The organism is Sutcliffiella sp. FSL R7-0096, assembly GCF_038595065.1.
Lineage (GTDB): Bacteria > Bacillota > Bacilli > Bacillales > Bacillaceae_I > Sutcliffiella_A.
The window spans coordinates 2,353,899-2,378,967 of record NZ_CP152003.1 but is presented as its reverse complement, the minus strand read 5'-3'; the positions used below and the strand labels follow the sequence as shown (position 1 = coordinate 2,378,967).

Genomic DNA, 25,069 nt, shown 5'->3' with positions numbered 1-25,069 from the left:
GGTCGTAGTGGAAGGCGCGAAGACTCCCGCGGGAGGAAGGGACAGGTAAGACCCCGCAACGGAGTGAGGAGGCTTACGGACCGCCCGCTGGAAAGCGAAGCGCCTGTAACGAAGAACAACAAGAAAATGCAAAAATAAAGATGATTAGAGTTTGTCAACAGTCTAGCAGGTGCTACTGGAGCACCTCTTTTTTTTTGAATGTTTTAGGAAATCAGCAATACAGTATAAAAAAGGATAATAATTGGGGGAGGAGTGTTCAGCATGTCTACTTGGATTATTCGTGGTGAAAACGTCCATACACAATCAAAAACGATAACCACGCAATTAGATATGTTTGAACAGTTCCTAGTCCAAAATGTAAAAGTAGGGGATAAAGTATTTTATAGTGACTCCACTCATATTTCTTGCATTTGTAAAATAGTGAAGATAACGATTATTGAAAGGATAACCATCACGCTGGAGATAATGGAAGATCATCACTCCCTTGCTTATAAACACATACGAAGAATATGGGGCCTGAAGAATCTGGATATCTTCAAAATGGAAGAGATTAAAATCCTGTTACTCAACCAAGAAGAAGAGCAGTTGTTGGATTCTTTATGGAAAGTACCAGGTGCTCTCGAGGGTATGGCCAAATACGAACATCTCGATAATCACTTATTTCGATTCAAATCAGTTGCAGAAGAATGGATAACGGATGTAGAAAAACAGAAATACAGGTATCAATTTTTCAAAACCTTTGCTAAAGAGGAAAACCTTGCAACCATGAACTGGGAGCATTTCAAAGCAATTAGTGAACAATTGCCTGCTTTTCAAATGCCACTTCTTAAAGAACAGGCTTTTGGAAGACAAAAAGCATCTATGGAGCGATACCGTCAATGCTTCGTAGACCTTTTATTTGGGGAATGTAGTATGGAAAAAAGGTTAAATGCATTTTACTCGAGTCCCGACAATAGGCTTCCAGGATTCGGTCAAAAATCAATGGGGGAGTTGCTTCATTACCTTTTACCGAATTACTATGTCAAATATACTAATCAGGAACTATTCGCGATTGAAAACTTATTCAATGAAGCAAAAAGTATTAAAAAAAAGTATTCTATAGGATCCCGAATTTTTCATTATCAGAAATTGATCAAACAGAGTTATCTTATAGAGAAGTATTTAACCATTGTCGGGAGAATAACAAATCTCCCCATTTATTATGAGATAAGTTGTTTTTTGCGGTTTATTTATACCACCGAAAAGTATAAAGACTCCATTGATGTGCGCTGTGACGGCGAAGAAAGTGCACAATATTGGGTGTACACAATCTCTAAATCAGTTAATCCCTTGGTTTTCCTGGATGAAAAAATACTTACACTGCATCATGGGAAATTGGGTGACATCCGACAATATAAAACTAAACAGGAAGTATGGAAGCGACACCGACAACTCTATAAAACTTCACATGTCCCGTATCTTAAAAGCTCTGCTTTGTTCCAATTTTGTCATGAGATAAAAAAGGGAGATTATGTGTTTATCAGACGAAAAGAAGACCAGATTGTGGCTTTGGGACAAATTACTTCAGACTATTTGTTTCCCCATTTTCCTTATGCACCAAGTTATCGAAGGATAAATTGGTTAAAAACCGGTGAGTGGGTAATAGATGGAAGATTATATTATAGAAATCAACTAATAAACATTTCTAGATATGAAAATACACTGACATATTTGCTTGAACTCATTTCTGAATGATATAAAACCTTGGTGGATGTCTGCCAAGGTTTTTCGTTTATTTGGAAGCTAGTCTTGAGGGATGGTGTCGAACGTTATTGAAATCTAGAAAGAAACCTGTGAACGATAGAACCTTGGTTCTCTAAGATACCAACCAAATAAAAATCTCAACCAAACCGGTTATTCATCCTAAAGAGTCGCAGAAGCGGTTATTGAGAAGAAGTTTGTCCTGTTGCACTTTTGTTAATAACAGTTGTTTTTCCCTCTAGAATTGGATTAGGAAATGCTTGGTTTCGGTCACGAAGACTTGTACCAAATGGGATGGAATCTCCCAATGCAACAATGGTCGGTTTAAAATCATCTGCTTCTTCTGCAATAACATCGTAGGATGCAAAAAGGTTAAAAATGAGCCACATAGCAAACAACAATGACAGTTTCTTCAACAAAAATTCCCCTTGATTGGTTATGTATTCATATAGATTTACATGAATCTTCCACATTATAAGTCCATTTGTCGGAATATTCAATATAAAATAGTGCATACGACTCCATTAGAGAAAATCTGTCACTCGCTACTTTTTACCTATTTTACTACCTACTACTAAAACTAGAGTGTATTTAGTATGAATTTTCTGAATTCTATATTGACAACGCTTTCACAGATTAGTAATCTTTTCATGTATACATATAAAGAAAGAGGGAGGAATTAGGGTGAATTCTGTATGGTTGGCAATTGTCGGATTTATCGTTTTTGCTTTGGGCTATCGTTATTATTCCAAATTCATCGCAGAAAAGATTTACCGCCTGGATCCAGATTATGTAACACCTGCCCATAAATACAATGATGGGGTGGATTTTGTACCAACGAAAAAGGTAGTCCTTTGGGGGCATCATTTCTCCTCTGTTGCGGGTGCATCGCCTATTTTAGGTCCTGCAATCGCACTTTATTGGGGATGGGGGCCAGCATTTCTATGGGTCATACTTGGTACCGTTTTTGCGGCTGGAGTTCATGATTTCGGAACCTTGGTGCTTTCAGTCAGAAACAAAGGACAATCTATCGGTACGTTGACTGACCGCTTGATCGGGAAACGTGCTAAGATGCTATTTTTATTTATCATTTTAATATTAGTTCTCATGGTCAATGCCGTGTTTGCATGGGTTATTTCCAACCTTTTCATACAGTTCCCGGCAGCGGTACTGCCAATCTTCATCGAAATTCCAATTGCAATTTGGATCGGCTATGCCGTTTATAAAAGAAAAGCGAAAATGCTCCTACCATCCTTGATTGCGCTTGCTGTCATGTATGGAACGGCTGTTTTAACAAGTAAGGTACCGTTATTGCAAATCGACTTGGTCCGATATTTCGGAGGAGCGGATAACACCGTCATCTTCGGGTTGGATGGAGTATCGATGTCGTTTTTTGTCTGGATAGTGGTATTGCTGATATATTGCTATTTTGCATCCACATTGCCTGTTTGGAAGCTTCTGCAACCACGTGACTATATCAATTCCCATCAATTGGTTGTAGGATTATTGATGCTTTATGCAGGGTTACTCGTTCTGCGTCCGGAACTTACTGCCCCGATGACAAATGAGGTAAGTGACGTCTCCTGGTTCCCATTGCTATTTATCACCATTGCTTGTGGAGCCATCTCAGGGTTCCATGGTCTTGTTGCCTCGGGTACAACCTCGAAACAGTTGGATAAAGAGACGGATGCTCGCTTTGTCGGATATTTGGGTTCTGTAGGGGAAGGTGTTCTTGCCTTGATTTCCATTATCGCTGTTGCGACATTGTTTGCAAATGCTGGTGATTTCAGGGCTGCTTACTCCGACTTCGGTGCAGCAAGCTTGGGGGGGATGTCCAACTTCATAAACGGGGCGGCCCAGCTTGCTACAGGTATCGCGATACCGGCTGACATTGCCAGAACGATCGTTACTGTAATTGTCGTCAGTTTTGCAGCGACTAGCTTAGATACTTCCTTAAGGTTGATGCGTTATATCATCACGGAGATTGGAAGCGAGTATAATTTTAAACCGTTGACTAAAATGCACGTTGCAACCTCTGTAGCGGTGGTATCGAGTGCTGCGTTGGTTTTAATACCTAAAGGTCCGAATGGGTTCGGTTCAGGTGGATACTTGCTTTGGCCATTATTTGGTACAAGTAATCAGCTATTGGCGGGAGTCAGTCTCCTTTTAATATCGGTATGGCTGAAGAAACAAGGAAGGAACTTCTTCTATACATTTGTGCCGATGGTTTTCATCTTTTCCATGACCCTTTATGCCATGTTTGTGCAAGTGGTTTTCCAGTGGTCAGGATTAGGGGAAACAGACGCGAACATGCTTCTATTCATCCTAGGTGGGATTATCTTCGTGTTCGCATTTTGGATCATCTTAGAGGCATTTAGAGTATTCTTTAAGAATGATAAAGAACCTCCGATAGACCCTTCCATGTAATATGCCAAGGGGATGAAGCAACTTGCGGCATCCTCTTTTCTTTCATGAAGGCTATCTTCATAAACATTGTTATTTTTTTCGTATTTTTGATTCAACCATTATATTCCTTACGGTCGTGCTCTTTTCATTTTTGTACTAAAATGACTACCTGCTTATTTTCGGGAATGTAAGCAACAATCTTTTAAAGAGCAGTTCATAACAGGAAAAGCAGAAAGGAGCCCAATATGGACATCCTGGAAAAATTCAAGAAGGTCATTGATATCTATGATGAAATCCTACAACAGCCCCATAGAACCGAAATTGCAAGGGAGTTGAGGGATGAAGAGGACTTATTCACCCTACTTTGCTTTTCTGAAATGCTGGGACTCCAAAATCCCGCTTTCTACTACACCCTGGAGCTATATCCATTTGTCATTGAACGGTTCCATGACTGGCATCTTCGAATGGGAATGGAGAAATCTCCGCTTAATGGAATACGCTGCTGTTAGGAGGAATTGGTATGAGTAAGCTAATAAACCATAAGATCATATTTATCGGCGGTAAAGGAGGAGTAGGGAAATCCACTACAGCTTCGGCAATCGCAGAATTATTATCTGAACACAATAGAAAAGTCCTCTTGGTATCAACAGATCCTGCCCATAATATAGGGGACATATTTCACGTTAAGCCAAAAGATACACCATTAGCGGTCAGTACATTCCTGCATCTACTGGAGATCAATCCACAGACCGAATCAAAGAGATATATAGAAGAAGTGAAAACAAATTTAAAAGGATTGGTAAAGGCGACAATGGTGGAAGAGGTGCACCGGCAAATCGACCTTGCCAGCGCGTCACCAGGAGCTGATGAATCCGCTCTCTTTGATAAAATAACTTCCATAGTATTGGAAGAATACGAAGCATATGATCACATCATTTTTGACACCGCTCCAACTGGACATACAATCAGGCTGCTTACATTGCCTGAACTGATGAACGTTTGGATCAGTGGTCTTTTAGATAAGAGAAAGAAAGTCCAGCAAAACTATACCCAGCTGTTAAATGATGGGGAGCCGATTGATGATCCGATCTTCGATAAACTGCAAGTAAGAAAACAGAAATTCGTAAAAGTAAGAGATATTCTTCTAGACCAAAGTAAAACAGCCTATGGATTCGTACTGAACGCAGAGCGACTACCTATCCTTGAAACGGAAAAAGCTATTGGCATGTTATATAAACATGACATAGAGGTATCAACCGTATTTGTAAATAAAGTAATTCCGGATCACGCAGATGGCGTTTTTATGGAAAACAGAAGAAAAAATGAACGTCCCTATTTAAAACAAATCCATACTATATTTCAAAAACAAGAAATTATTACAATCCCTTTGTTCGAACATGATATTTCTACAGCAGAACATTTAAAGAAGTACGCCAATACTCTGAAATCTTCTCAAACTATCCTCAACTCTTAAGAAAAGGTCATGTATACCCTTTTCTTAGGAGTTTTTTATTTGTAGATGGAAAGCCTAATTAGAAAACGAGTGCGGGAGTAATGTACATGAAAATGTTATGTCTTGATGGGGGAGGTATCAGGGGTGTTTTGGCAGTTTCCATTCTCCTTGAAATCGAAAAAGAATACAACCAACCGATTTCAGAATTAGTGGACCTTGTAGCAGGAACAAGTACAGGTTCCATCATCGCATCATCCATATCAATAAAAAAACCGATGGAAGATGTATTAACTGGATATAAAGTATATGGAAAAAAGATATTCACCCGTCAAGCAAAGGTGGGACTGTTTAAAAGTATCTACAGCGATCGGCATCTTCGTCGATTTATCATGCAGGCGTTTGGTAACCGTAGGATGGCGGACATTACAAATCCCTTGTTAATTCCTGCTGTGGACTTAACACATGGCCGGCCATTTGTTCACCGCTCCAACTTTGGAAACAAGGCTGCGAAGGATCTTTCCATTCATTTATGGGATGCTGTCCTTTCCTCATGTTCTGCTCCTGTATATTTCCCTCCAAACAATATTGGGAACGACTATCTTTCCATAGACGGGGGTTTGTGGGCGAACAATCCATCAATGGTATGTATAACCGAAGGGTTGGAATATTTCAAAATGAAACTAGAAGACATAGAGATACTGTCTATTGGAACAGGGCTTCAAAAAATTGATTTTACCATTCAGAAAAATAAATATTGGGGTGTGAAACAATGGCTGCCTTTTCACTTTCCATCAATGAAGGTCACTCCCAAACTTTTAGATCTTGCTTTACAATTATCATCTGAATCTGTGTCCTATCAATGCAGGCACCTTTTGGGGGACAATTACATCCGGCTTAATAAAGAGTTGGGAGAGGAAATACCGTTTGACGATATAACATATATGGAAGAACTGATACAACTTGGTCAAGCGGTTTATCATGAGCAGAAAGAAGTGATCAGGAACTTCCTGAAATGTTGATTTGTTTTTTTCTATAAGAGAAAGGGTACTATAGATAATAGAAAAAATTGAAGGGGGAATCATGATTTGTCTTCAGAAAAAAGGATCACACTACATGAGTTTAATAATTTAACCAAGTCCCTGAGTTTCAACATGTATGATATTTGTTATACAAAAACAAAGCAGGAACGGGAATCCTATATAGATTACATTGATGAACAATACAATGCTGATCGTTTGACAAAAATATTGAAAAATGTTGCGGACCTCATTGGCGCCCATGTATTGAATGTGGCAAAACAGGACTATGTTCCACAAGGTGCTAGTGTTACTGTTCTCGTTTCTGAAGGACCTGTGGTAGAAGTCCCGAACGAGTCCTATGAAGAATCACCTGGACCATTGCCGGATTCAGTGGTATGCCAGCTTGACAAAAGCCATATTACCGTCCATACCTATCCGGAATACCATCCGGTAGAAGGTATAAGTACGTTTCGCGCAGATATTGATGTATCAACATGTGGGGAGATATCTCCATTAAAAGCATTAAACTATCTGATACATTCCTTTGAAACGGATATTATGACCATGGACTATCGTGTACGCGGATTTACAAGAGATATAAATGGTAACAAGCTGTTTATCGATCATGACATCAACTCCATACAAAACTACATACCAAACGATGTGAAAAGCTTGTACGATATGATTGATGTCAATATCTATCAGGAGAATATATTCCATACAAAATGCCGTTTAAAAGAGTTTGATTTGAACAATTACCTATTTGGGTATTCCAAAGATACGCTGTCAGATGATGAACGGTATGAAATTACAAACAAGCTCACAAATGAAATGGATGAAATATTCTACGGTAAGAATATCAATTTCGGTCATTCTGAAAAAGATTAAAAACATTGAAGTAACAGTAAGTCAGTAAGACTTATCGCTTCAATATGTAGACATAGCAAATTTCATAACGTTTTCAAGTTGATCGTAGTGGAAGGTGCCCAGGGCGTAGTAAAGGCCACTGAAAAACCGAATAACTTATTTATTACAATTTCTAGCTGTTGATTGGAGCAATAGGCGAAGACTCCAGCAGGGGGATAGCGACAATCTTGAGACCCAACAGGTAAGCGTAGCGCCTGGAACGAAGATCAACAAGTAAATGCAAACCTAAAGTTTATTAGGGATTGTCTAACACACTGTAGCGATAAGTCAATTAGACTTATCGCTTTTTTATGGAATGAATTCTCCAAGTCCTGAATAACTCCTATTAATAGGATTAATAAAGGGGTTGTCAATATGGGACACGATAACGATCCGAATTTGAACGTTACCGATAAGATCATTCTGGCCATTTCTATGACGTTTCTAGTTATTCTTGCTATATTCGTTATTGGCGGAGGATTTGTTTTTGGATTCGCAGGACTTTTCCAGCTCTTCAGTGTTGATTATGAATCAAAAAGCGCTTTAATTTATTATGTGATGTTATTGATTCCTCTCACTTTACTATTTGAAGTAGCAACATTCTTCGTTATACTCCGACTAATCATTCTTCTTAAAAAGCCTTGGGCCATTCTTACAACAACAGCAGCTACCAAATATCTATTCAGCTGGTTTCCTTTGTATTTAACAGATGAAATAATTCCTACCATAGCCGTTCCTCTTCATACGGAACTAGTTGCTGCATTACTCCTTTGTCTTCTTGATAGTATTTTTCACAAAAAAAGATGACAACCACATTGATTTTTTGACTGTAGAAACTTAGTGAATTGAGAACAAAGACCAAATCCTGTACACTTATCAAAGATATCATAAAGAAAAGGGGCATAAAGATGAAAAGTGTTATTATAATCGGGGCGGGCATACTTGGAGCCTCTACCGCCTACCATCTATCCAAAAATGGCGTGAATGTGACCGTCGTGGACCGCTTTGATAAAGGACAAGCAACAGATGCTGCAGCAGGAATCATCTGCCCGTGGATTTCCCAGCGACGTAACAAAGCTTGGTACACGCTTGTTAAAAAAGGAGCGAAATACTATACCTCCCTTATAGAACAGTTACAACTGGACGGTGAAACTGAAACCGGGTATAACCGTGTTGGGGCGATGAGTTTACATAAAGATCCGGAAAAGCTTTTGAAAATGGCGGAAAGGGCCATAAAAAGAAGAGAAGAAGCACCGGAAATTGGCGAGGTTACAGTGCTGAGCCCCGCTCAAACAAAAGAGCTTTTCCCAGTATTATCAGAGGAATATGGATCCGTACTGGTAAGCGGAGGAGCTAAAGTAAATGGAAGAGCTTTACGCAATGCGCTAATAAACGCATCAAAAAAACATGGTGCAACCTACATTTCTGGCGATGCGAGGCTTGTGAAGTACGGCGATTTGGTAACAGGGGTGGAGGTAGGAAAGAACAAGATACAAGCCGATCAGGTAATCCTGACCGGGGGTGCTTGGTCTAAAGAAACCCTTCAACCTATTGGAATCCACTTTGATGTCGTTCCGCAAAAAGCTCAAATCATCCACTTGAAAATCTCTAATAAGGATACTCAGAATTGGCCGGTGGTAATGCCACCGAACAACCAATATATCTTGACTTTTGACAATGGGCGGATAGTTATGGGTGCAACGCATGAAGATGAAGCTGGTTTTGACACCAGGGTGACTGCTGGAGGTATGAATGAAATTTTAGGGAAGTGCTTGGAGGTAGCTCCTGGACTATCCGATGGGACTGTGCTGGAAACTAGAGTGGGTTTCCGTCCCTTCACACCAGGATTTCTACCTATTATCGGCAGGGTCCCAACGCATGAAAATGTATTAATAGCAAATGGCCTGGGAGCATCCGGTTTAACTAGCGGTCCTTTTTTAGGTGCAGAGCTTGCAAGACTTGCAATGGGGGAACCAATGGAGCTTGACATCCGCAACTACGATATCAATGGGGCAATCGGGGATCAATCGTAAAAAGATACTATAGCTATTACTAGCTGATTGTGTTAACATTTAGCTCTACTGAAAAAGAGGACGTGACATATATTGATTAACATATCTATACCAAATCCGAGCGTTTCCATTACAGAGCGCCAGCAAATTCGAATAAAAGATGAACCGATCATAACACCTATTAATGGGTTTATTGATTTTCATAAAATACCAAGAGACCAAGGCGGAATTTTTATGTTCTTTAACATAAATGATGACTTGCTCTTCGTGGGTAAAGCAAGGAAGCTTCGTCAACGAATTAAGAAGCATTTTGAAGACAATGTTTCCCCGATAAAAGATCATCGAGATGAAGTATATCGGATCGATGTATGCATCGTTGAAGATCCAATGGAAAGAGAAATTTACGAAACATATATAGCCAATACATTGCGAGCAAAATACAATGTTGAGAAGATTTTTTATAAATAATATAAGCAAAATGAGCCGTTCTTTCACACCAACTAAGGTGAGAGAACGGCTTTTTTTGTATGTTAAATAGATAAATTTTATCGGAAAATGTATCCAGCTTAGGACTAATTGTTCATCTCCGACTTTATGAAGGTTTATAAAAGAGCATAAATAAAACTCGAAATTTGATAGATTAATGGTAAAATAATCGATATGACAACATATGGAATAGGTAGTAAGAGGAGGAAACGTTTTGAATAATCAATTGAATAAACCAAAAGGATTTGGAGAGATCCTAGATCAGACATTTCAAATAAGTAAATATAAGTTTAAGGACTTCTTTATTATTTTATTGATGCTTGTTGGTCCCATCTATCTATTACAAGCCATTATTGATTTAGCGTCCGGTAAAGACTTCTTGCGACAAGAGGCGACCGGTGGAACTTGGTATGAAAATATGATGAGCAATTTTGAAATTACTGAAACATCCTCTACCAATCTAGCAGCAGATCTTGGTTTTGCCACTTTATCACTGATCGTTCTATTTACATACCCGATTGCTCAAGCTGCAATTTTAATAGGAGTAAATCATTTAAAAGAAAATCGTGACTTTACGATCGCCTCCCTAATCAAGCAGGCTATTAGCCGATTCTTTCCAATGATCGGGTCTACCATTATTTATGTGCTGATTGCACTGGGCATCTTTATTGGGCTATTATTTACCGGTATTTTTTCTTCCATGATATTTATCGTTATGGATTTTATTATCGGAACCATCCTTACCATAATTATCGGGATAGGTTTGTTCTTGATTGGAGCTTTACTACTTACAAGATGGAGCTTTTATTTTGGTTCGGTTGTCCTGGACAGAAACTCTCCTGGTTTGACCCGTAGTTGGAGACTCTCAAAAGGCAGGACCTTCAAATTGATTGGATTATATATGATTTTCATTTTTATTACTTTTTCCATCGGAATAGCTTTACAGCTATCTTTTCAAGCTATCTTGGGAGACAGCGTACTCCTTGGATTAATCGTCAATTTTACCACTTTAGTGACGACGCTCATTATGGCTGTCGGATATGCTGTTATGTACCTAGACTTAAAGGTTCGTCATGATGCGGATGACTTAAGAGATTTAATTGATGACTATCACATTAGTTAAGATCGACGACGTTTTATAGGGCAGGTGATGAACATTGCTGAAGGAAGAAGAAGCAATGGAGAAGCTGGAAGAAATATTAAACGGGGATGAGTATCGGATCTATTATACTGATACTAGAAATTCATTGCAAAAATGGTGGGATGAAATGAAGGCATGGCTGGCAGACTTACTCTCCAGGCTTTTTCCATCCATGGACGATACAAGCGGGACAGCCGGAAACATTTTGATTCTATTGTTAGGGCTTGTCCTTATTGGAATGGTAGTCGTCCTGGCCTTGTACATAAGCAGATACAGAAAGAACCGGATCTTTAAAGCCAAACAGCCGTTTCGCTCTAGCAATGAATTGGAATGGTCTTATCACCAACATGTCGATGAGGCAAATAAATATGAAGGCATGGAAGACTATTCCCTGGCAACACGCCATTTGTTCTTAGGGATGCTCTTATATTTCCATGAAAAAGAATGGTTGGAAGCGAAAATTTGGAAAACGAACTGGGAGTATTATGAGGAATTGAAAAAGGGTCATAGAGAACAAGCGGATCTTTTTTATAACTTTGCCCTATTATTTGATCGGGCAACATATGGCAAACAAAAGGTCCATATGGAAGAATATCAAGCCTATCGGGATCTTACAATGAAATGGATGAATCATACAGATGATGAAAGCTAGTCGGAAGGAGGGAGGCACTTGAAAAGTTCTGCAGCTAAGAAGAAAAGTTGGCTATGGCTTGGTCTATTACTCTTATTATTCCTGATCTGTAGCTACTTTATTTTATCCAAACAACCAAAGGAATTCGCACCTTTTGATTCCAAGTCACCCTCTCCTAGTGGAATAAAGGCGTTCTATACCTACTTGGATCATGAAACCTTCGACGTGGACAGATGGGAACAGCCATCCACACTACTTCCAGAAACCCAAGGTCGTCAATTGTTACTGATGGTTGAACCATATTTCATACCCGACACTGAAGCGATGGAAGCATATATCAGTTTTATGGAAAAAGGAAATACCATCCTATTAATGAAGACTAATCCAAGGGGCTTTTTTGATTTACAAACCACATTTGTACAATTATTGCTCCCTGAAACAACTGTATTTGATTCTCATGAAAAAAGACACGTTGCAGATACTTATTCTACCGTCAGAATGGATGTGTCAGAGGATGATGAGGTTCTTCTTTCTGATTTACACGGTGCTATTGCTGTAAAGCGGACATACGGGGACGGGTCTCTTATTGTCTCCTTGGCACCTAACTGGCTTATGAATGGAGAAATTTTGGCAAAGGACCATCTACCTTTAATACTCGGCCTTTTACAAGAAGAAGGAGTGGATTATACCAATATTCTTTTTGATGAATTCAATCACGGGGAGATCGGGTCAACCTCCCTTGATGTCTACCAGGATTGGTTTTTGCTTCTACTTTTTCAAAGCTTGTTAATGGCTTGCTTTTTGCTTTGGATGCTAGGAAAAAGATTTGGTCCGATCCTACATCCTAGAGAAGAAACTGTCCGGTTCAGTGATGAGAGCATTCGTGCATTGGCAGCATGGCACCTTAAGGGTAATGCTTATCACCATTCCCTCCTAACACAGGCGAACTATGTAAAATACTCGATGCAAGATAAGTGGGGAGTTCCTTTCAATAAAGATTGGAAAGATTGTGACGGAATTCTATATAGGAAATGGAAGTCGAAAGATAATGAGGAAATAGATTTGTTTTTGCATCAATTAACAACGATGTTAGGAAAAGAAAAGATATCGAAACAGGAATATTTACTTTGGTCCAAACAACTGGACACATTACGAAATGAGGTGGAAGAGGGATGAAGCCGGAATTAGCATCTCTTCTTGAAAAATATGAGGAAAGAATACTTGGACAACAGTTGAATGTAAGACTTCTACTAGCTTCCGTATTAACAGGAGGGCACGTACTTTTGGAAGGGGTGCCCGGTACGGGGAAAACACAGATGGTTCGTACCCTGGCCACGTTATTGGGAGGTACATTCAATAGAATCCAGTTTACTCCGGACCTCTTGCCAAGTGATATCACAGGAAGCTCTATCTATAATATGAAAGAGGGGAATTTTGAAACATTAAAAGGCCCAATCTTTACTAACATCATGCTTGCAGATGAAATAAATCGTACACCGGCAAAAACCCAGGCGGCATTACTTGAGGCAATGGAGGAAAAGCAAGTAACCATACAAGGGGAAACTTATCCATTGCCAGATGTTTTTTTTGTCGTTGCCACTCAGAATCCGATTGAATATGAGGGAACTTACCCGTTGCCTGAAGCACAGCAGGACCGATTCCTATTCAAGTTGAATATTGATTTTCCTGGTCTTGAAGAAGAGACAGAGGTCCTAAAACAGGTGATCGGCAAAAAGTTTACCCACTCTGACGTCCAACCCGTATTGGATATTGAATCTTTCCTTGCGATTAGAGAAGAGATACAGCAGGTCACACTTAGTGACAATATCTTGGATTATATTATGCAAATCGTCAGAAAGACACGAGAGTCGGACTCCATCCGCTTTGGGGCAAGTACCCGTGCAGGAATCTCCATTGGAAGAGCTGCGCAGGCTTGGGCATACTTGAGCAATCGGAACTATGTAACGCCTGATGATATAAAAATGGTCACAAAACCAGCCTTACGACACCGCATACAATTATCTCCTCATATGGAATTGGAGGGATCGACTGTTGAGCAAATCATTGAAGAACTTGTGGGGGCGGTTCCTGTTCCGAGATAAGGGTGTTCTGCCGACAAAAAAACTTATACAGTTATATGCTTTACTATCATTAGGGTTCATCATTGCAAGCTTTTTTGTAGCAATTTCATGGCCTGTCATCTTTTTGCTAAATGGATTTTTTGTTCTTTTCACCTTGGTGGACCTTCTATTCTCTCCTAATAAAGATGAATTGAAAGTTACAAGGATTCTACCTTCAGAGATGGAGCGCGGCATTACCTATCCTGTCCAAATTGTGGTGGATAATCCATCCGAACAGGACATGGATTGTGAGTGGAAAGATGGGATCCCACAGTCATTTGAAAGACCTTTTCCAATAAGTGGTGTGGTCGAGAAAGGGTCCAGGAAGTCATTCACCTACCAAACTAATGCCCCGGTAAGAGGAGACTATGAGGTGGAGAAACTCTTTTTACGCTATAAAAGCCGAATCGGTTTGTGGCAAAAGCAAATGGCGGTGGAGCAACGCTGTTCCGTTAAGGTGATTCCTGACTTGACGGAAACCAAGCAATACTTAGAGAACGCACAAAAATTTCTGGTTCATGAAGGGGTTACTATCCGCAAACAAAAAAGTGGAGTCGGAGAATTCGCAAAAATCCGATCCTATGTGGTCGGTGATGACCCACGAAAGATTAACTGGCGCCAAACTGCAAAGTTACAGGAAATCATGACGAATGAGTATGAACCAGAACATGGAAAGTATATTACGATACTTGTGGATTGCGGAAGAATGATGGGGGCAGAGCTGAAAAAAGGAAATCGCTTAGAGAAATCGCTTGAAGCAGTTCTTACAGTAGCGGCAGCCGCACTGCAAAAAGGGGACTATGTCGCTGTACTTGCTTTTTCTAAAAAAGTGAAAGCCTATATCCCACCCGCCAAAGGAATGCAACACTTGCAAACCATATTACAGTCGATCTACAACGTGCAAATCGACGCAGCAGAATCCAATTATGCGGAGGTTTTTCAATATCTACAGCTTGTACAGAAGAAGCGGAGCCTCATTCTTTTGTTCAGTGATGTTAAAACATTTCTACATGAAGAGAGCGCCCTTATCTACTTAAAAAGAGTCAGACAAAGGCACCTTTTCTTTATGATCGGCATCGAAGACGAAACTTTAGTTACAAGAGCAAAGTCCGCTGCCAATAACCTTGAAGAAACCATGATAAAAGGTATCGCCCAACAGCAGCTTCTTATAAAGAAACGCGAGAAATCGAAGTGGGAAAAACAAGGCCTCCTAATGATGGAGGCCCGTGAAGAAAGGCTTGCAACAGCCGCTGTTTCCCATTATATTGACACAATCAATAAAGGGCTATTGTAACTGGGCTTTTTGCAATCTGAATTTACCTATTGCAACGTAAAGAATCAACCCGATGACTGTCATACCTGCAACAAAATACTTGGCTTCCAATGGAATAGCAGCAGGGGTAATGAAACCTTCAATTATCCCTGCTATAATGAACAACGGTATGGTCCCAAGCAGCAATTGGACGGAACGCTTGGCATTCACTTTCAGCTGGTAGCCTCTTGAATATTCTCCAGGTACAAACAGCTTATAACCCATAAGTAGTCCCGCACCTCCAGCTATAAAAATTGCTGTCAATTCAATCATTCCGTGGGGAACGATGTACGCCCAGAACTCATACGTCATACTATGATGCCAAAATAACCCCGCTATGGCTCCGACAATGATGCCATTGTAAATTAATACATAGACTGTCAGCAGGCCAAATGTGACCCCACCTGCAAACGCTAGAATTGCCACCTGAATGTTATTAGTCAATATGCTGGCAGACATCACAGGCGCATCCTGCATCCCATCACTCGCACCAAGCTTTTCTGGATCGATGCTTTGGGCCATATCAGGTGAGAGGATGGAATATACATAAAGTGGGTCTTGCAACACAGCAAAAAATGCACCTAACCCTCCAATAGTAAATAGAAGCATGGCTACCACCACATACTTCCATTGTTCATAGAGAAGTCCAATGAACTTATGTCCAAAAAAATCACCCGCCTGCTTCCAGCTCGTAATCTGATCTTTATAGAGTAGATTATGAGATTTGGATACGAGACCATTTAGATACGTTGTCACTTCTTCTTCCGGAAAGTAGGTCTGACTATATGAAAGATTCTGCGCAGCCTTTTGGTAGAGACGGTGGAACTTTTCCAGATTCTCACCAGTTATATTCTTTCTTTTATGTAAGTCAGTAGCAAGCTGTTCAAGCTCTTTCCATTGATCACGATGTTGTTTTATAAATTGTTTGACATTCATCCCATTACACCTCGTGTCTGATTTCATCAATCAACTTCATTATAGTAATATTATAGAAAAATAGAAACACTTCTTAGTTAAATTTATCCATAGAAAGAGGGAATCATCTTGAACACAGAACAAGTGGATATCAAAACTCCTGAATATGTATCCCTGCAATTCCATGCAGCAGGCCTAGGCAGTAGGGCAGCCGCCTTTATTATCGATTCACTCATATTGATATCCATCAATATTCTCATTGTGATCGCGCTGATATTCGGACTGAATGCCAGCTTTTTCGATTATTTTGAGTCGGATATTCCGTCCTACCTGTTTGCAGGAGTCCTCATTCTCATGTTTGTCCTGAATTGGAGCTACTACTTCCTACTAGAATACTTTACAGGCGGACGTACACTTGGAAAAAAAGCGCTCGGCATCCGCGTTATCCAAGATAATGGGCATAGCATTACATTGCTATCCAGCTTGATACGAAATTTCCTGCGAATCATAGATATGCTGCCTGTCAATTACCTAGTCGGGATGTTGATGATCTTTTTCCATTCCAAGCACAAACGCCTTGGAGACCTGGTGGCTGGAACCATTGTTGTTCATGAAAGAAGAGGGAAAAAGAAAAAAAGGCAATCGAAGCTAGACAAACTAATTGCTGAAAAGGGGCTTGGCTCGAAGGGCGGCCTAGTGGAAGAAGGGGCTTTGAGAGCCCTAGGAGCAAAAGAATGGAAACTTTTGAAGACATACGCAGAACGTTTTTACTCATTAAACACAGATGACCGCATCGTTTTAACTCGTAAAATGGCAGACATCTTATTTCCAAAGATTGACCTTGACCCTTCGAGTAAACATTATAATGAGTTGGAAGATATGCTGCTCGTACTTTATTTGCAGATGAAGGAAGAGTGGGAGTATGAGTTGTAGTGCGGTAAAGGGAATATAGAGAATTGCTTTGAGTGAGAAAGGGAGAGACGGCTCATTTGGTTTGATACCCTGAGGAAGAGTAGTTGCTGACAGGGTATGGAATCATTTTCGAAGTTTGCCATTGAGTTGGAGCTGGAGGACTGTCTCAGTTGGGCGAACCTTTGGTATTTTAGCGTTCGCCCGATTGTACTCTTTTTTCGCCCGTAACACTAAGAAGATAAGGTACACCATTTATCCTATAATTTACTCCCCACCAATTTGACATCCAAAACACATCAAGGTATAATTATCTCGAATTCAAGATAATTAACATGACCTTATTTTATAAAAAGGGGAGAACCATATATGATAAACGGTTTAAAAGGGATCCATCACGTAACAGCGATAACCAGCAGCGCGGAAAAAAACTATGAATTTTTCACCTATGTTTTAGGGATGAGACTTGTTAAGAAGACAGTAAATCAGGACGACATCCAAACATATCATCTGTTTTTTGCGGATGATACGGGGAGCCCCGGAACGGACATGACATTTTTTGATTTCCCTGGTATTCCAAAAGGAAGCCATGGAACAAATGAGATTTTCAGAACCGGCTTCAGAGTTCCATCAGATAATGCTTTAGCATATTGGGTGGATCGTTTCGACCGACTAAATGTAAAGCACGATGGTGTCAAAGATCAATTTGGGACAAAAACCCTTTCTTTCGTTGACTTTGACGAACAGCAGTACCAACTGGTTTCAGATGAAAACAACAATGGGGTGGAGCCGGGCACACCATGGCAAAAGGGGCCGATACCTTTAGAATATGCAATCACTGGATTAGGGCCTCTCCACATTCGTGTTGCCAATTTTGATTTCTTTAAGGAAGTATTAGAGAAGGTTTTACTTTTCAAAGCAATTGCTCAAGACGGTGATACTCATTTATTTGAGGTAGGAGAAGGGGGCAACGGGGCACGACTGGTTGTGGAACATAATGATACACTCCCTCAAGCCCAGCAAGGATTTGGTACTGTACATCATGCTGCATTCCGGGTGAAAGACCGCTCTGTTATAGATGAGTGGGATGCGAGATTGAAGGGGTTCGGTTTTAATACATCCGGACATGTAGATCGCTATTTCTTTGAGTCGTTATATGCAAGGGTTGCACCGCAGATTTTATTCGAGTTTGCAACGGACGGTCCCGGATTCATGGGAGATGAGCCTTATGAAACGTTAGGGGAGAAGCTTTCTTTACCTCCGTTCCTCGAACCAAAGCGCGAACAAATCGAGAAGCTTGTCAGACCGATTGATACTGTAAGAAGTACAAAAGAATTTAAAAAAGAATAACTATTTTACAGCCTATTTCTTACGGAGAAATAGGCTCAGACTGTTGACAAACTATAAACTAATTAGTTATCTGTTGGAAGAGTTGATCTTCGTTCCAGGAGCTTCGCTTTCCGCGGGCAGTCCGGAAGCCTCCTCGGGCTACGCCCTGCGGGGTCTTCCATGTCCTTTCCTCCCGCAGGAGTCTTCGCTCCTTCCACTGCGATCAACTAGAGTATTTCATTATTTTAAGCTTTGTCTACACACTGCAGCCTATTTCTTACGGAGAAATAGGCTTTTTTACGCATTTTTTTCTTGACCCAAAATTTAAACAACCCTTACAACGTGCATTCCCAAATAATCGGCATAGGATAATTTAATGAAATTCAAAGGAGTTGAAAATATGTATTATCGTCCACAAATGTATCCATATCCATATGCATATACGCAGAATCCCCCTATAAATAACTATTTAAGAAATAGTAACTTGCCTTATGCAAACACTTATAATCCATATTATTTTTCAAACAGTCATAGAGCAATTGAATTAAAGGACTATGGGCCAAACCCATTTGCAGAAGATATAAACGAACTTACTTTGCAAAATAATAACTTCCGGACCGCATTATGGACGGGGTCACAGTTTCAGATTACATTAATGAGCTTGAATCCCGGAGAAGATATCGGGTTAGAAATGCATCCTGATGTTGATCAATTCCTGCGCTTGGAACAAGGGCAGGGAATGGTTCAAATGGGTAAGAGTAAGGATAATTTCACTTTTGAGAAAATGGTAGCGGATGACTTTGCTATAGTGATTCCAGCCGGGACTTGGCACAATCTTACCAATACCGGAGATACCCCGCTAAAACTATACTCGATCTATGCACCTCCAAATCATCCGTTTGGTACGGTCCATCCAACCAAAGCGGATGCGGAGGCCGCTGAGGAACATAGTGATGGGGATGGGGGTACCGTAATAGATGGAAAAACACCGGATGAATGGCTTCAGTACACAGAATTATTAGTAAAAGAAGGTTTAGACGATGTGAAAAGAGGAATAAATGCGGTTCATATTCTTCAAAAGTTCATCATGATGAGCGTACTTGTCGGAAAAGAATATTCTCCTCAGCAAGCGTATGAAACTGTAGAAGAGTGGGAGCGAACGGGAGAATCCAAGCTTCTTCAACAAAGTAAAAATATGTAGCAAAAAACAGCACCTTTATATGTTAGGTGCTGTTTTTCAATTTAGCCCTGAAGGAGACTCCCCTGGAGTGACATTTCACGGTGGATCAATCATTCAGATCATCCAAGCGGCGGACTACTCGCTTGATGACTTTCTTAGCCAATTTCGCTTTTCTTTCTAAGCATTCTTCGCTCTCTTGGATCAGGTTTTCCCCTAATCTTGTGACATATCGGTAATAACGTAACATATTGTCACCCCCTTTATCTCTATCATATGAAAGTTGATAGAATCGGACAGGGTGTTCACCTTGCTTTCTAGCATTTTTTGTAAGACTCTATTAACTTCAACGATGAGATAAGTATTAAAAAAAGAGGTGCTCATTTTGCTGAGGGGCAGCTACTAGATAGTTGAAGTATGGGAACAGAGGATGATGTAGAACTCTGTCACGCGAAATCGCTAGTATAGACGTCCTCATAATGTTTTATAACTTCCCTACCCTAACAACACAATCTTCAAAATGACCCCATAAATGATCGCCAAAAGAAAGGAGGTCAGGGTTCCGAGCAGAAAGTACTCGGCCCAGTCCCGGTCATCCATCTGTTTGAACCGGGTAAGAGATTTAGCGGCAACGATGAAGCCAACCGCATGAAAGGACCCCATCAGTATCAACGCTACCACAAGCAAGCGTTCCAAATAGCCGATGACTTTACCGCGGGAAAGATCCTGGTGTTTCATCACCATATAGGTATATTCTTCCGACATGTTCTTTTCGCTATTAGGGCTAACGGCCAGATCGCGTAAAGTATATTTACCTTCAAATAGTGAAATATGCTTGGTAAGGGATCCTAGCATGATACGGATAAAGTGGCCAGTTACTGTTGTACAAATGATAAACATGATTAGTACAAAGAGCAGGGTGTTTATAAGCCCGGGCTCTGGCTTTATTCCATCAACTAATTTCAGCATAATTAGTAGCTCATTGGTCCATGTATGTAAATCTAGCTGTAAAGTAAAATAGCAAACTGCCAAAATAGTTAAGATATGCAAGGCTTGATCACCTATGAACAGTCCTAGATTCCAAGAGTTTCTTTGGATTGATTTGGCACTTTTTTCCTGCAAGGAAATTTTAAGAAAGTCGATAATACCATGAAAAATTACCAGTAGAACCGAGGGGATGACCACTTCGTTCAAGAAATTTTGTCCTTGCAAGAAAAACAGAATGCAAAGGGAGAGGAAGAATATAACCGCATGATGGGCCAGGTGAATTTTAAAATATTTTCGTTTCTCCTTCACCATTTTCTCTGTCTGTAAATAAAAATCAGCAACCAAATGGGCTAAGATAAGGCACAAGAGAATCATTTAAACCGCTCCTAACTTTCCAGTTCAAGGGATAATAATGTTCATATTCTGTTGAAGCTGGTTTTTTATCGTTTTCGTCAATTCTTTTGTGATATTATGCGGGTTGTTCCGTAATATAGTTGCTTCGAGCTGGTCTAGCGTTTCCTGGATGGTTTTTAGGGTTTTCAATATTATCTCACAATTGCCTTTCTTATAGTGGCTAGAGATAGTAGAAGGCGACTTATTTACTAATTTCGCTATTGCTTTTTGCTCATCCAATATCGCAAAAAGCTTCATTATCAAATGCTGTAGCTCGGTTTGTTCACTCATTAATTTATGCTGATAGGCCAACAACAGGTTTGCCATGTCCAAGGAGGGCTTGGCCATTATTTCATCCTCAGGTAAAAAGAGGATGGAGGTCCTCTGAGCAGAATGTTTAATTTTATCATTTGCACTGCGAGCAAGACCCATTAAAGGATGATTCCATTTATCAAGATCAATATGCTGTATGTCTTCCTCCACTGTGCCAAAGGTAATACCGAAATAGGGCGGTTGTCCTCTGTACTTCCAAAGTTGACTGATGTAAAAAGCAATAGTGTATGCCGTAGAGAAGTGGTCGAATATCCCTACCATTTCGTCACCCAGACGATGCTTCACTTTGGCACTAGGCAATCCTCTTGTCCACTTTTGCGTGATTCCTTCCACTTCCTCTAGGTAACCTGTGATTTCGTTCCAGTTCTTTGAAGAATTTGTAACATCCATGATTAATATGGATACCGGCTTTTTCATCTACTCAATCCTTTCGAACAACCTTACTTGATAGTATCTTCAATTTATTGTATTTCAATTCGACTATTTAATCAACATGGAAGGAATTCGATAGATTAATCGAATTATAGAAAAGTAGATGAAATAGTCAAATTTTTAAAGAAAAATAGAATAAAAGCTTGATGGTTTACAACTATAAGGAAAAAAGTTATTATAACAACTAATATAAATTCCGATAAAAACAATAGGATAAGGTGTGATTATAGTATGGCATATACAACTACAACTACGGAACATACCGTTAATCGGGAAAAACCGAAGACAACCATCGTGACAAATTTAAACCCCATGCAAAAACCATTTTTAACCCTTGGATTGGCAGCCGGGTTTCTTTTACTGGTTGCTATAGTCGCATCAACAGACTGGATACAGGGGGCACTCTATATAATCGGTGTGGCACTTGGAATGACACTGCTACATGCAAGATTTGGCTTCACTTCCGCATTCAGACGATTAATGTCCGTCGGCAATGTTCAAGGCTTGCAAGCGCATATGCTGATGCTAGCAGTGGCAACTACCTTGTTTGCCATCATTCTAAATTCAGGATTCAGCTTTACAGGTAATACGCCGGCAGGATATGTATCACCTGTAGGAATAAGCGTACTAGTAGGTGCATTTATATTCGGGATCGGCATGCAACTTGGAAGCGGCTGTGCATCAGGAACATTATATTCAGTCGGTGGGGGATCCTCCTCCATGATTTTGACATTGGTTTCTTTTATAGTAGGTTCTGTTATTGGTGCATATCATTTTACATTCTGGATGGAAGATACCCCGGCACTTCCGCCAATTTCCCTTGCAGAGTCTACAGGACTAGGGTTCTTTGGCGGCTGGGTTGTTCAAATGCTTCTCTTTGCAGGAATCTATTGGATCACGGTTCAGATTGCAAAGAAAAAGAAGCCGCCACATATGAAGCCTTTAGCAACCACGACAGGTTGGAAGAAAGTAGTTCGAGGTTCTTGGCCACTATTTGCGGCCGCCATTATATTGGCACTACTTAACGCCCTTACGCTGGCGATTCGTGGGAACCCTTGGGGCATCACTTCCGCATTTGCGCTTTGGGGAGGGAAAGCTTTGATGGCAGTAGGGGTGGATGTTACAAGCTGGGGGTATTTTGCCGGAGAAAATGGAGCGGCATTGACACAGACCGTTCTTGCGGACTCTACAAGTGTGATGAACTTTGGTATTATACTCGGGGCATTCATTGCAGCTTCTGCACAGGGTACCTTTAAGCCTAAGAAAATAAAGCCCGGCATAGCCGGTGCCTCCATTATAGGGGGACTACTGATGGGGTATGGGGCACGGCTTGCTTTCGGTTGTAATATTGGCGCCTACTTTGGCGGCATAGCCTCCTTTAGCTTACATGGTTGGGTATGGATGGTCATGGCCATGCTCGGTACACTAGTGGCTTTGTTTATCAGACCATTATTCGGGTTAAAGAACCCCAAGCCAACAGATTCAGTATGTTAGTTATTCAAAGCGACTCAATAAACGGGTCGCTTTTTTTTTGAGAAAAACAGGGAGATGGGAAATAATTTTAAAAAAATTTTATCAATTTGCAAAAGTTATTATTGCAGAAAAATAAACAAAAAGAAGCATGTAAATTAATCGTTATCCTATAAAAACTTCAGAAGTTTTTGACGATAGATTATTTCCCACGCCCTAATTATCGAAATACATAGAATAATAAAACCAATTATTATAAAATAATAAGAAATCAGGGGGAGAGCTAGATGAGAATAAATATAAAACCAATACGTCTGCAAACGAAGCTAATCATCCTCATTGTGACGCTACTCATTGGCATAATTGTTTTAATATGCGGCGTGTTCTTTTACTTAGAGATGAATGAGCTTAAAACGAATACCGGCAACCGAGCTCTCCAAATAGCTAAAACAATATCCTTCATGCCAGAGGTACAAGAAGCAATGGAATCGGACAATCCGAGTGAAGCGCTCCAGCCGCTGACATTAAAAATTCAGCAGGAGATAGACGCTCAATTTGTGGTGATCGGGAATACTCAAGGCCTTCGTTATACCCATCCTGATATTGATAAAATCGGACAAAAGATGGTGGGGGGAGATAATATAAGGGCCTTGGAAGAAGGGAAAGCTTATATCTCGGAAGCGACAGGTTCACTAGGGTTATCCATCAGAGGGAAAGCTCCTATTATTTCAGATGAAGGAACGGTCATCGGAGTTGTATCGGTCGGTTTTCTCATGGAGAATTTAAAAAGCCGAATGGAAGAAAAGTTGGCGGAAATATCGTTGATTGCTCTGCTGGCAATTAATATCGGAGTGGTTGGAGGGTATTTGCTTGCTAGAAACATACGAAAAGATATACTCGGTCTGGAACCCCATGAAATCGCTACCTTATACAGGGAAAGAAATGCCATCCTAGAATCCGTCAAGGAAGGAATTATTGCCGTTGACTCTAATGGGTACGTTACCATGGTCAACCCTTCAGCACTTGATATTTTAGAGCTGCGGGAAGAAGAACTGCTACATAAACAAATAACCGACATCGTACCTGATTCTGATATCATGGAGGTTGCCCGAACAGGGCATCCACAGGAGAACAAAGAAATCTACTTACTTGATAAAGACGTAATCGTAAACAGGATTCCTATTATGGAAAATGAAATTGTGGTTGGTGTAGTATCAAGCTTTCGTGATAAAACAGATATGAAAAAGTTGCTTCACACCTTGGTAGAGGTAAAGAAATATTCGGAAGAATTACGAGCTCAGACCCATGAATTTACAAATAAGCTTTACGTCATATCAGGGATGCTAGAGTTAGGAAGGTTTCAGGATGCCTTGGATTGGATCCAAAAAGAGTATATGGTTAATCAGGCACGAAATGATATCTTATTTGACAGGATAAAGGACGAGAAACTTCAGGTCATCCTACTTGGGAAGCTTGCTGTCGCATCAGAAAAAAAGAAATTTCTCCAACTTGATGAAGAAAGTTCAGTCCAAGTAATACCTTCTAGAATTGAGTTTTCTAGTTTAGTGGCCATTGTTGGTAACTTGCTAGATAATGCTTTGGAGGCCGTGGAGGAAAAAGAGGATGGTATTGTATCCTTTTTCGCTATTGATTATGGAAACGACTTAATTTTGGAGATAAGTGATAATGGACCAGGTTTTCCAGAAGGAACAATAGATTTGATCTTCGGGAAAGGATATAGTACCAAACAAGCTGATCAGCCAAGGGGATTCGGCCTTGCTATTGTGAAGAAGGAGGTAGAGCAGCTGGGTGGAACGGTAGAAGTTCAAAGAACCTCGGACAATACAACGGTGTTCACCGTATACCTCCCTAAAAACAATACCTATGGGGGTGAATGA

24 protein-coding genes are annotated in these 25,069 nt (G+C 40.3%); 19 read left to right on the top strand and 5 right to left on the bottom strand.

All coding sequences use genetic code 11. From position 1 onward, the window contains the following. The first annotated feature begins 261 nt into the window (after positions 1–261). Positions 262–1,734 carry a hypothetical protein gene (locus MKY77_RS12055; RefSeq protein WP_339146057.1) on the top strand — a complete coding sequence of 491 codons (1,473 nt, stop codon included), beginning with the start codon at positions 262–264 and terminating at the stop codon, positions 1,732–1,734. A gap of 188 nt (positions 1,735–1,922) precedes the next feature. On the opposite strand, the gene MKY77_RS12050 is transcribed toward MKY77_RS12055, so the two are convergent. Continuing rightward, a complete protein-coding gene (locus tag MKY77_RS12050; protein ID WP_342515726.1) occupies positions 1,923–2,255 on the bottom strand; it encodes a hypothetical protein in 333 nt (110 codons plus the stop codon). A 169-nt stretch (positions 2,256–2,424) separates the two neighbouring features. Between MKY77_RS12050 and MKY77_RS12045 the strand changes: the two genes are divergently transcribed. The 13 genes from MKY77_RS12045 (at position 2,425) to MKY77_RS11985 (ending at position 15,208) form a co-directional block, all read left to right on the top strand. Then, positions 2,425–4,167: a carbon starvation protein A gene (locus MKY77_RS12045; RefSeq protein ID WP_339146054.1), complete on the top strand. Its 1,743-nt coding sequence runs from the start codon at positions 2,425–2,427 to the stop codon at positions 4,165–4,167. Between the two features lie 224 nt (positions 4,168–4,391). Beyond that, positions 4,392–4,655 (top strand): cory-CC-star protein, encoded by a 264-nt coding sequence (locus MKY77_RS12040; protein WP_047968696.1) that lies wholly within the window; start codon positions 4,392–4,394, stop codon positions 4,653–4,655. Between the two features lie 11 nt (positions 4,656–4,666). Then, complete coding sequence (locus MKY77_RS12035; RefSeq protein WP_339146053.1) at positions 4,667–5,620, top strand: ArsA family ATPase; 954 nt, start codon at positions 4,667–4,669, stop codon at positions 5,618–5,620. 86 nt (positions 5,621–5,706) lie between these two features. After that, positions 5,707–6,618, top strand: coding sequence for a CBASS cGAMP-activated phospholipase (locus MKY77_RS12030; RefSeq protein WP_339146052.1), 912 nt, complete (start codon positions 5,707–5,709; stop codon positions 6,616–6,618). 66 nt (positions 6,619–6,684) lie between these two features. Beyond that, complete coding sequence (gene speD, locus MKY77_RS12025; RefSeq protein ID WP_339146051.1) at positions 6,685–7,506, top strand: adenosylmethionine decarboxylase; 822 nt, start codon at positions 6,685–6,687, stop codon at positions 7,504–7,506. Positions 7,507–7,899: 393 nt separating this feature from the next. Beyond that, positions 7,900–8,331: a YrvL family regulatory protein gene (locus tag MKY77_RS12020; protein ID WP_339146050.1), complete on the top strand. Its 432-nt coding sequence runs from the start codon at positions 7,900–7,902 to the stop codon at positions 8,329–8,331. Positions 8,332–8,432: 101 nt separating this feature from the next. Beyond that, on the top strand, positions 8,433–9,557 hold the full coding sequence (locus MKY77_RS12015) for an FAD-binding oxidoreductase (RefSeq protein WP_339146049.1): 1,125 nt from the start codon (positions 8,433–8,435) through the stop codon (positions 9,555–9,557). A 72-nt stretch (positions 9,558–9,629) separates the two neighbouring features. After that, positions 9,630–10,004: a nucleotide excision repair endonuclease gene (locus MKY77_RS12010; protein ID WP_339146048.1), complete on the top strand. Its 375-nt coding sequence runs from the start codon at positions 9,630–9,632 to the stop codon at positions 10,002–10,004. 232 nt (positions 10,005–10,236) lie between these two features. Then, positions 10,237–11,145, top strand: a complete 909-nt coding sequence (locus MKY77_RS12005; RefSeq protein ID WP_339146047.1) for a hypothetical protein — start codon at positions 10,237–10,239, stop codon at positions 11,143–11,145. Positions 11,146–11,179: 34 nt separating this feature from the next. Next, the gene (locus tag MKY77_RS12000) at positions 11,180–11,815 is read left to right on the top strand and encodes a DUF4129 domain-containing protein (protein ID WP_339146046.1); all 636 of its coding nucleotides are present in this window, start codon (positions 11,180–11,182) and stop codon (positions 11,813–11,815) included. 18 nt (positions 11,816–11,833) lie between these two features. Further along, on the top strand, positions 11,834–12,970 hold the full coding sequence (locus MKY77_RS11995) for a DUF4350 domain-containing protein (RefSeq protein WP_339146045.1): 1,137 nt from the start codon (positions 11,834–11,836) through the stop codon (positions 12,968–12,970). Next, complete coding sequence (locus MKY77_RS11990; RefSeq protein ID WP_339146044.1) at positions 12,967–13,896, top strand: MoxR family ATPase; 930 nt, start codon at positions 12,967–12,969, stop codon at positions 13,894–13,896. Before MKY77_RS11995 ends, MKY77_RS11990 begins: the two co-directional genes overlap by 4 nt. After that, entirely contained in the window at positions 13,847–15,208 is a 1,362-nt protein-coding gene (locus tag MKY77_RS11985) for a DUF58 domain-containing protein (RefSeq protein ID WP_339146042.1), read from the top strand. Before MKY77_RS11990 ends, MKY77_RS11985 begins: the two co-directional genes overlap by 50 nt. On the opposite strand, the gene MKY77_RS11980 is transcribed toward MKY77_RS11985, so the two are convergent. Beyond that, positions 15,200–16,162, bottom strand: coding sequence for a stage II sporulation protein M (locus tag MKY77_RS11980; RefSeq protein WP_339146040.1), 963 nt, complete (start codon positions 16,160–16,162; stop codon positions 15,200–15,202). The genes MKY77_RS11985 and MKY77_RS11980 overlap by 9 nt on opposite strands. A gap of 108 nt (positions 16,163–16,270) precedes the next feature. On the opposite strand from MKY77_RS11980, the gene MKY77_RS11975 reads away from it, so the two are divergent. From MKY77_RS11975 to MKY77_RS11965, 3 genes are all read left to right on the top strand, one after another. Continuing rightward, positions 16,271–17,074: an RDD family protein gene (locus MKY77_RS11975; RefSeq protein WP_339146039.1), complete on the top strand. Its 804-nt coding sequence runs from the start codon at positions 16,271–16,273 to the stop codon at positions 17,072–17,074. 345 nt (positions 17,075–17,419) lie between these two features. Beyond that, positions 17,420–18,400: a ring-cleaving dioxygenase gene (locus MKY77_RS11970; RefSeq protein ID WP_339146038.1), complete on the top strand. Its 981-nt coding sequence runs from the start codon at positions 17,420–17,422 to the stop codon at positions 18,398–18,400. Between the two features lie 379 nt (positions 18,401–18,779). Then, entirely contained in the window at positions 18,780–19,580 is an 801-nt protein-coding gene (locus MKY77_RS11965) for a cupin domain-containing protein (RefSeq protein WP_339146037.1), read from the top strand. An 85-nt stretch (positions 19,581–19,665) separates the two neighbouring features. Here MKY77_RS11965 and MKY77_RS11960 read toward each other — a convergent pair whose 3' ends face one another. The 3 genes from MKY77_RS11960 to MKY77_RS11950 form a co-directional block, all read right to left on the bottom strand. Then, the gene (locus MKY77_RS11960) at positions 19,666–19,806 is read right to left on the bottom strand and encodes a hypothetical protein (protein ID WP_339146036.1); all 141 of its coding nucleotides are present in this window, start codon (positions 19,804–19,806) and stop codon (positions 19,666–19,668) included. Between the two features lie 245 nt (positions 19,807–20,051). Continuing rightward, positions 20,052–20,918: a DUF3307 domain-containing protein gene (locus MKY77_RS11955; RefSeq protein WP_339146035.1), complete on the bottom strand. Its 867-nt coding sequence runs from the start codon at positions 20,916–20,918 to the stop codon at positions 20,052–20,054. A gap of 24 nt (positions 20,919–20,942) precedes the next feature. Continuing rightward, the gene (locus tag MKY77_RS11950) at positions 20,943–21,686 is read right to left on the bottom strand and encodes a hypothetical protein (protein WP_339146034.1); all 744 of its coding nucleotides are present in this window, start codon (positions 21,684–21,686) and stop codon (positions 20,943–20,945) included. 246 nt (positions 21,687–21,932) lie between these two features. On the opposite strand from MKY77_RS11950, the gene MKY77_RS11945 reads away from it, so the two are divergent. Together MKY77_RS11945 and MKY77_RS11940 are read left to right on the top strand one after the other, a co-directional pair. Then, entirely contained in the window at positions 21,933–23,195 is a 1,263-nt protein-coding gene (locus MKY77_RS11945; RefSeq protein WP_339146033.1) for a YeeE/YedE family protein, read from the top strand. Between the two features lie 263 nt (positions 23,196–23,458). Then, positions 23,459–25,069, top strand: coding sequence for a sensor histidine kinase (locus MKY77_RS11940; protein WP_339146032.1), 1,611 nt, complete (start codon positions 23,459–23,461; stop codon positions 25,067–25,069).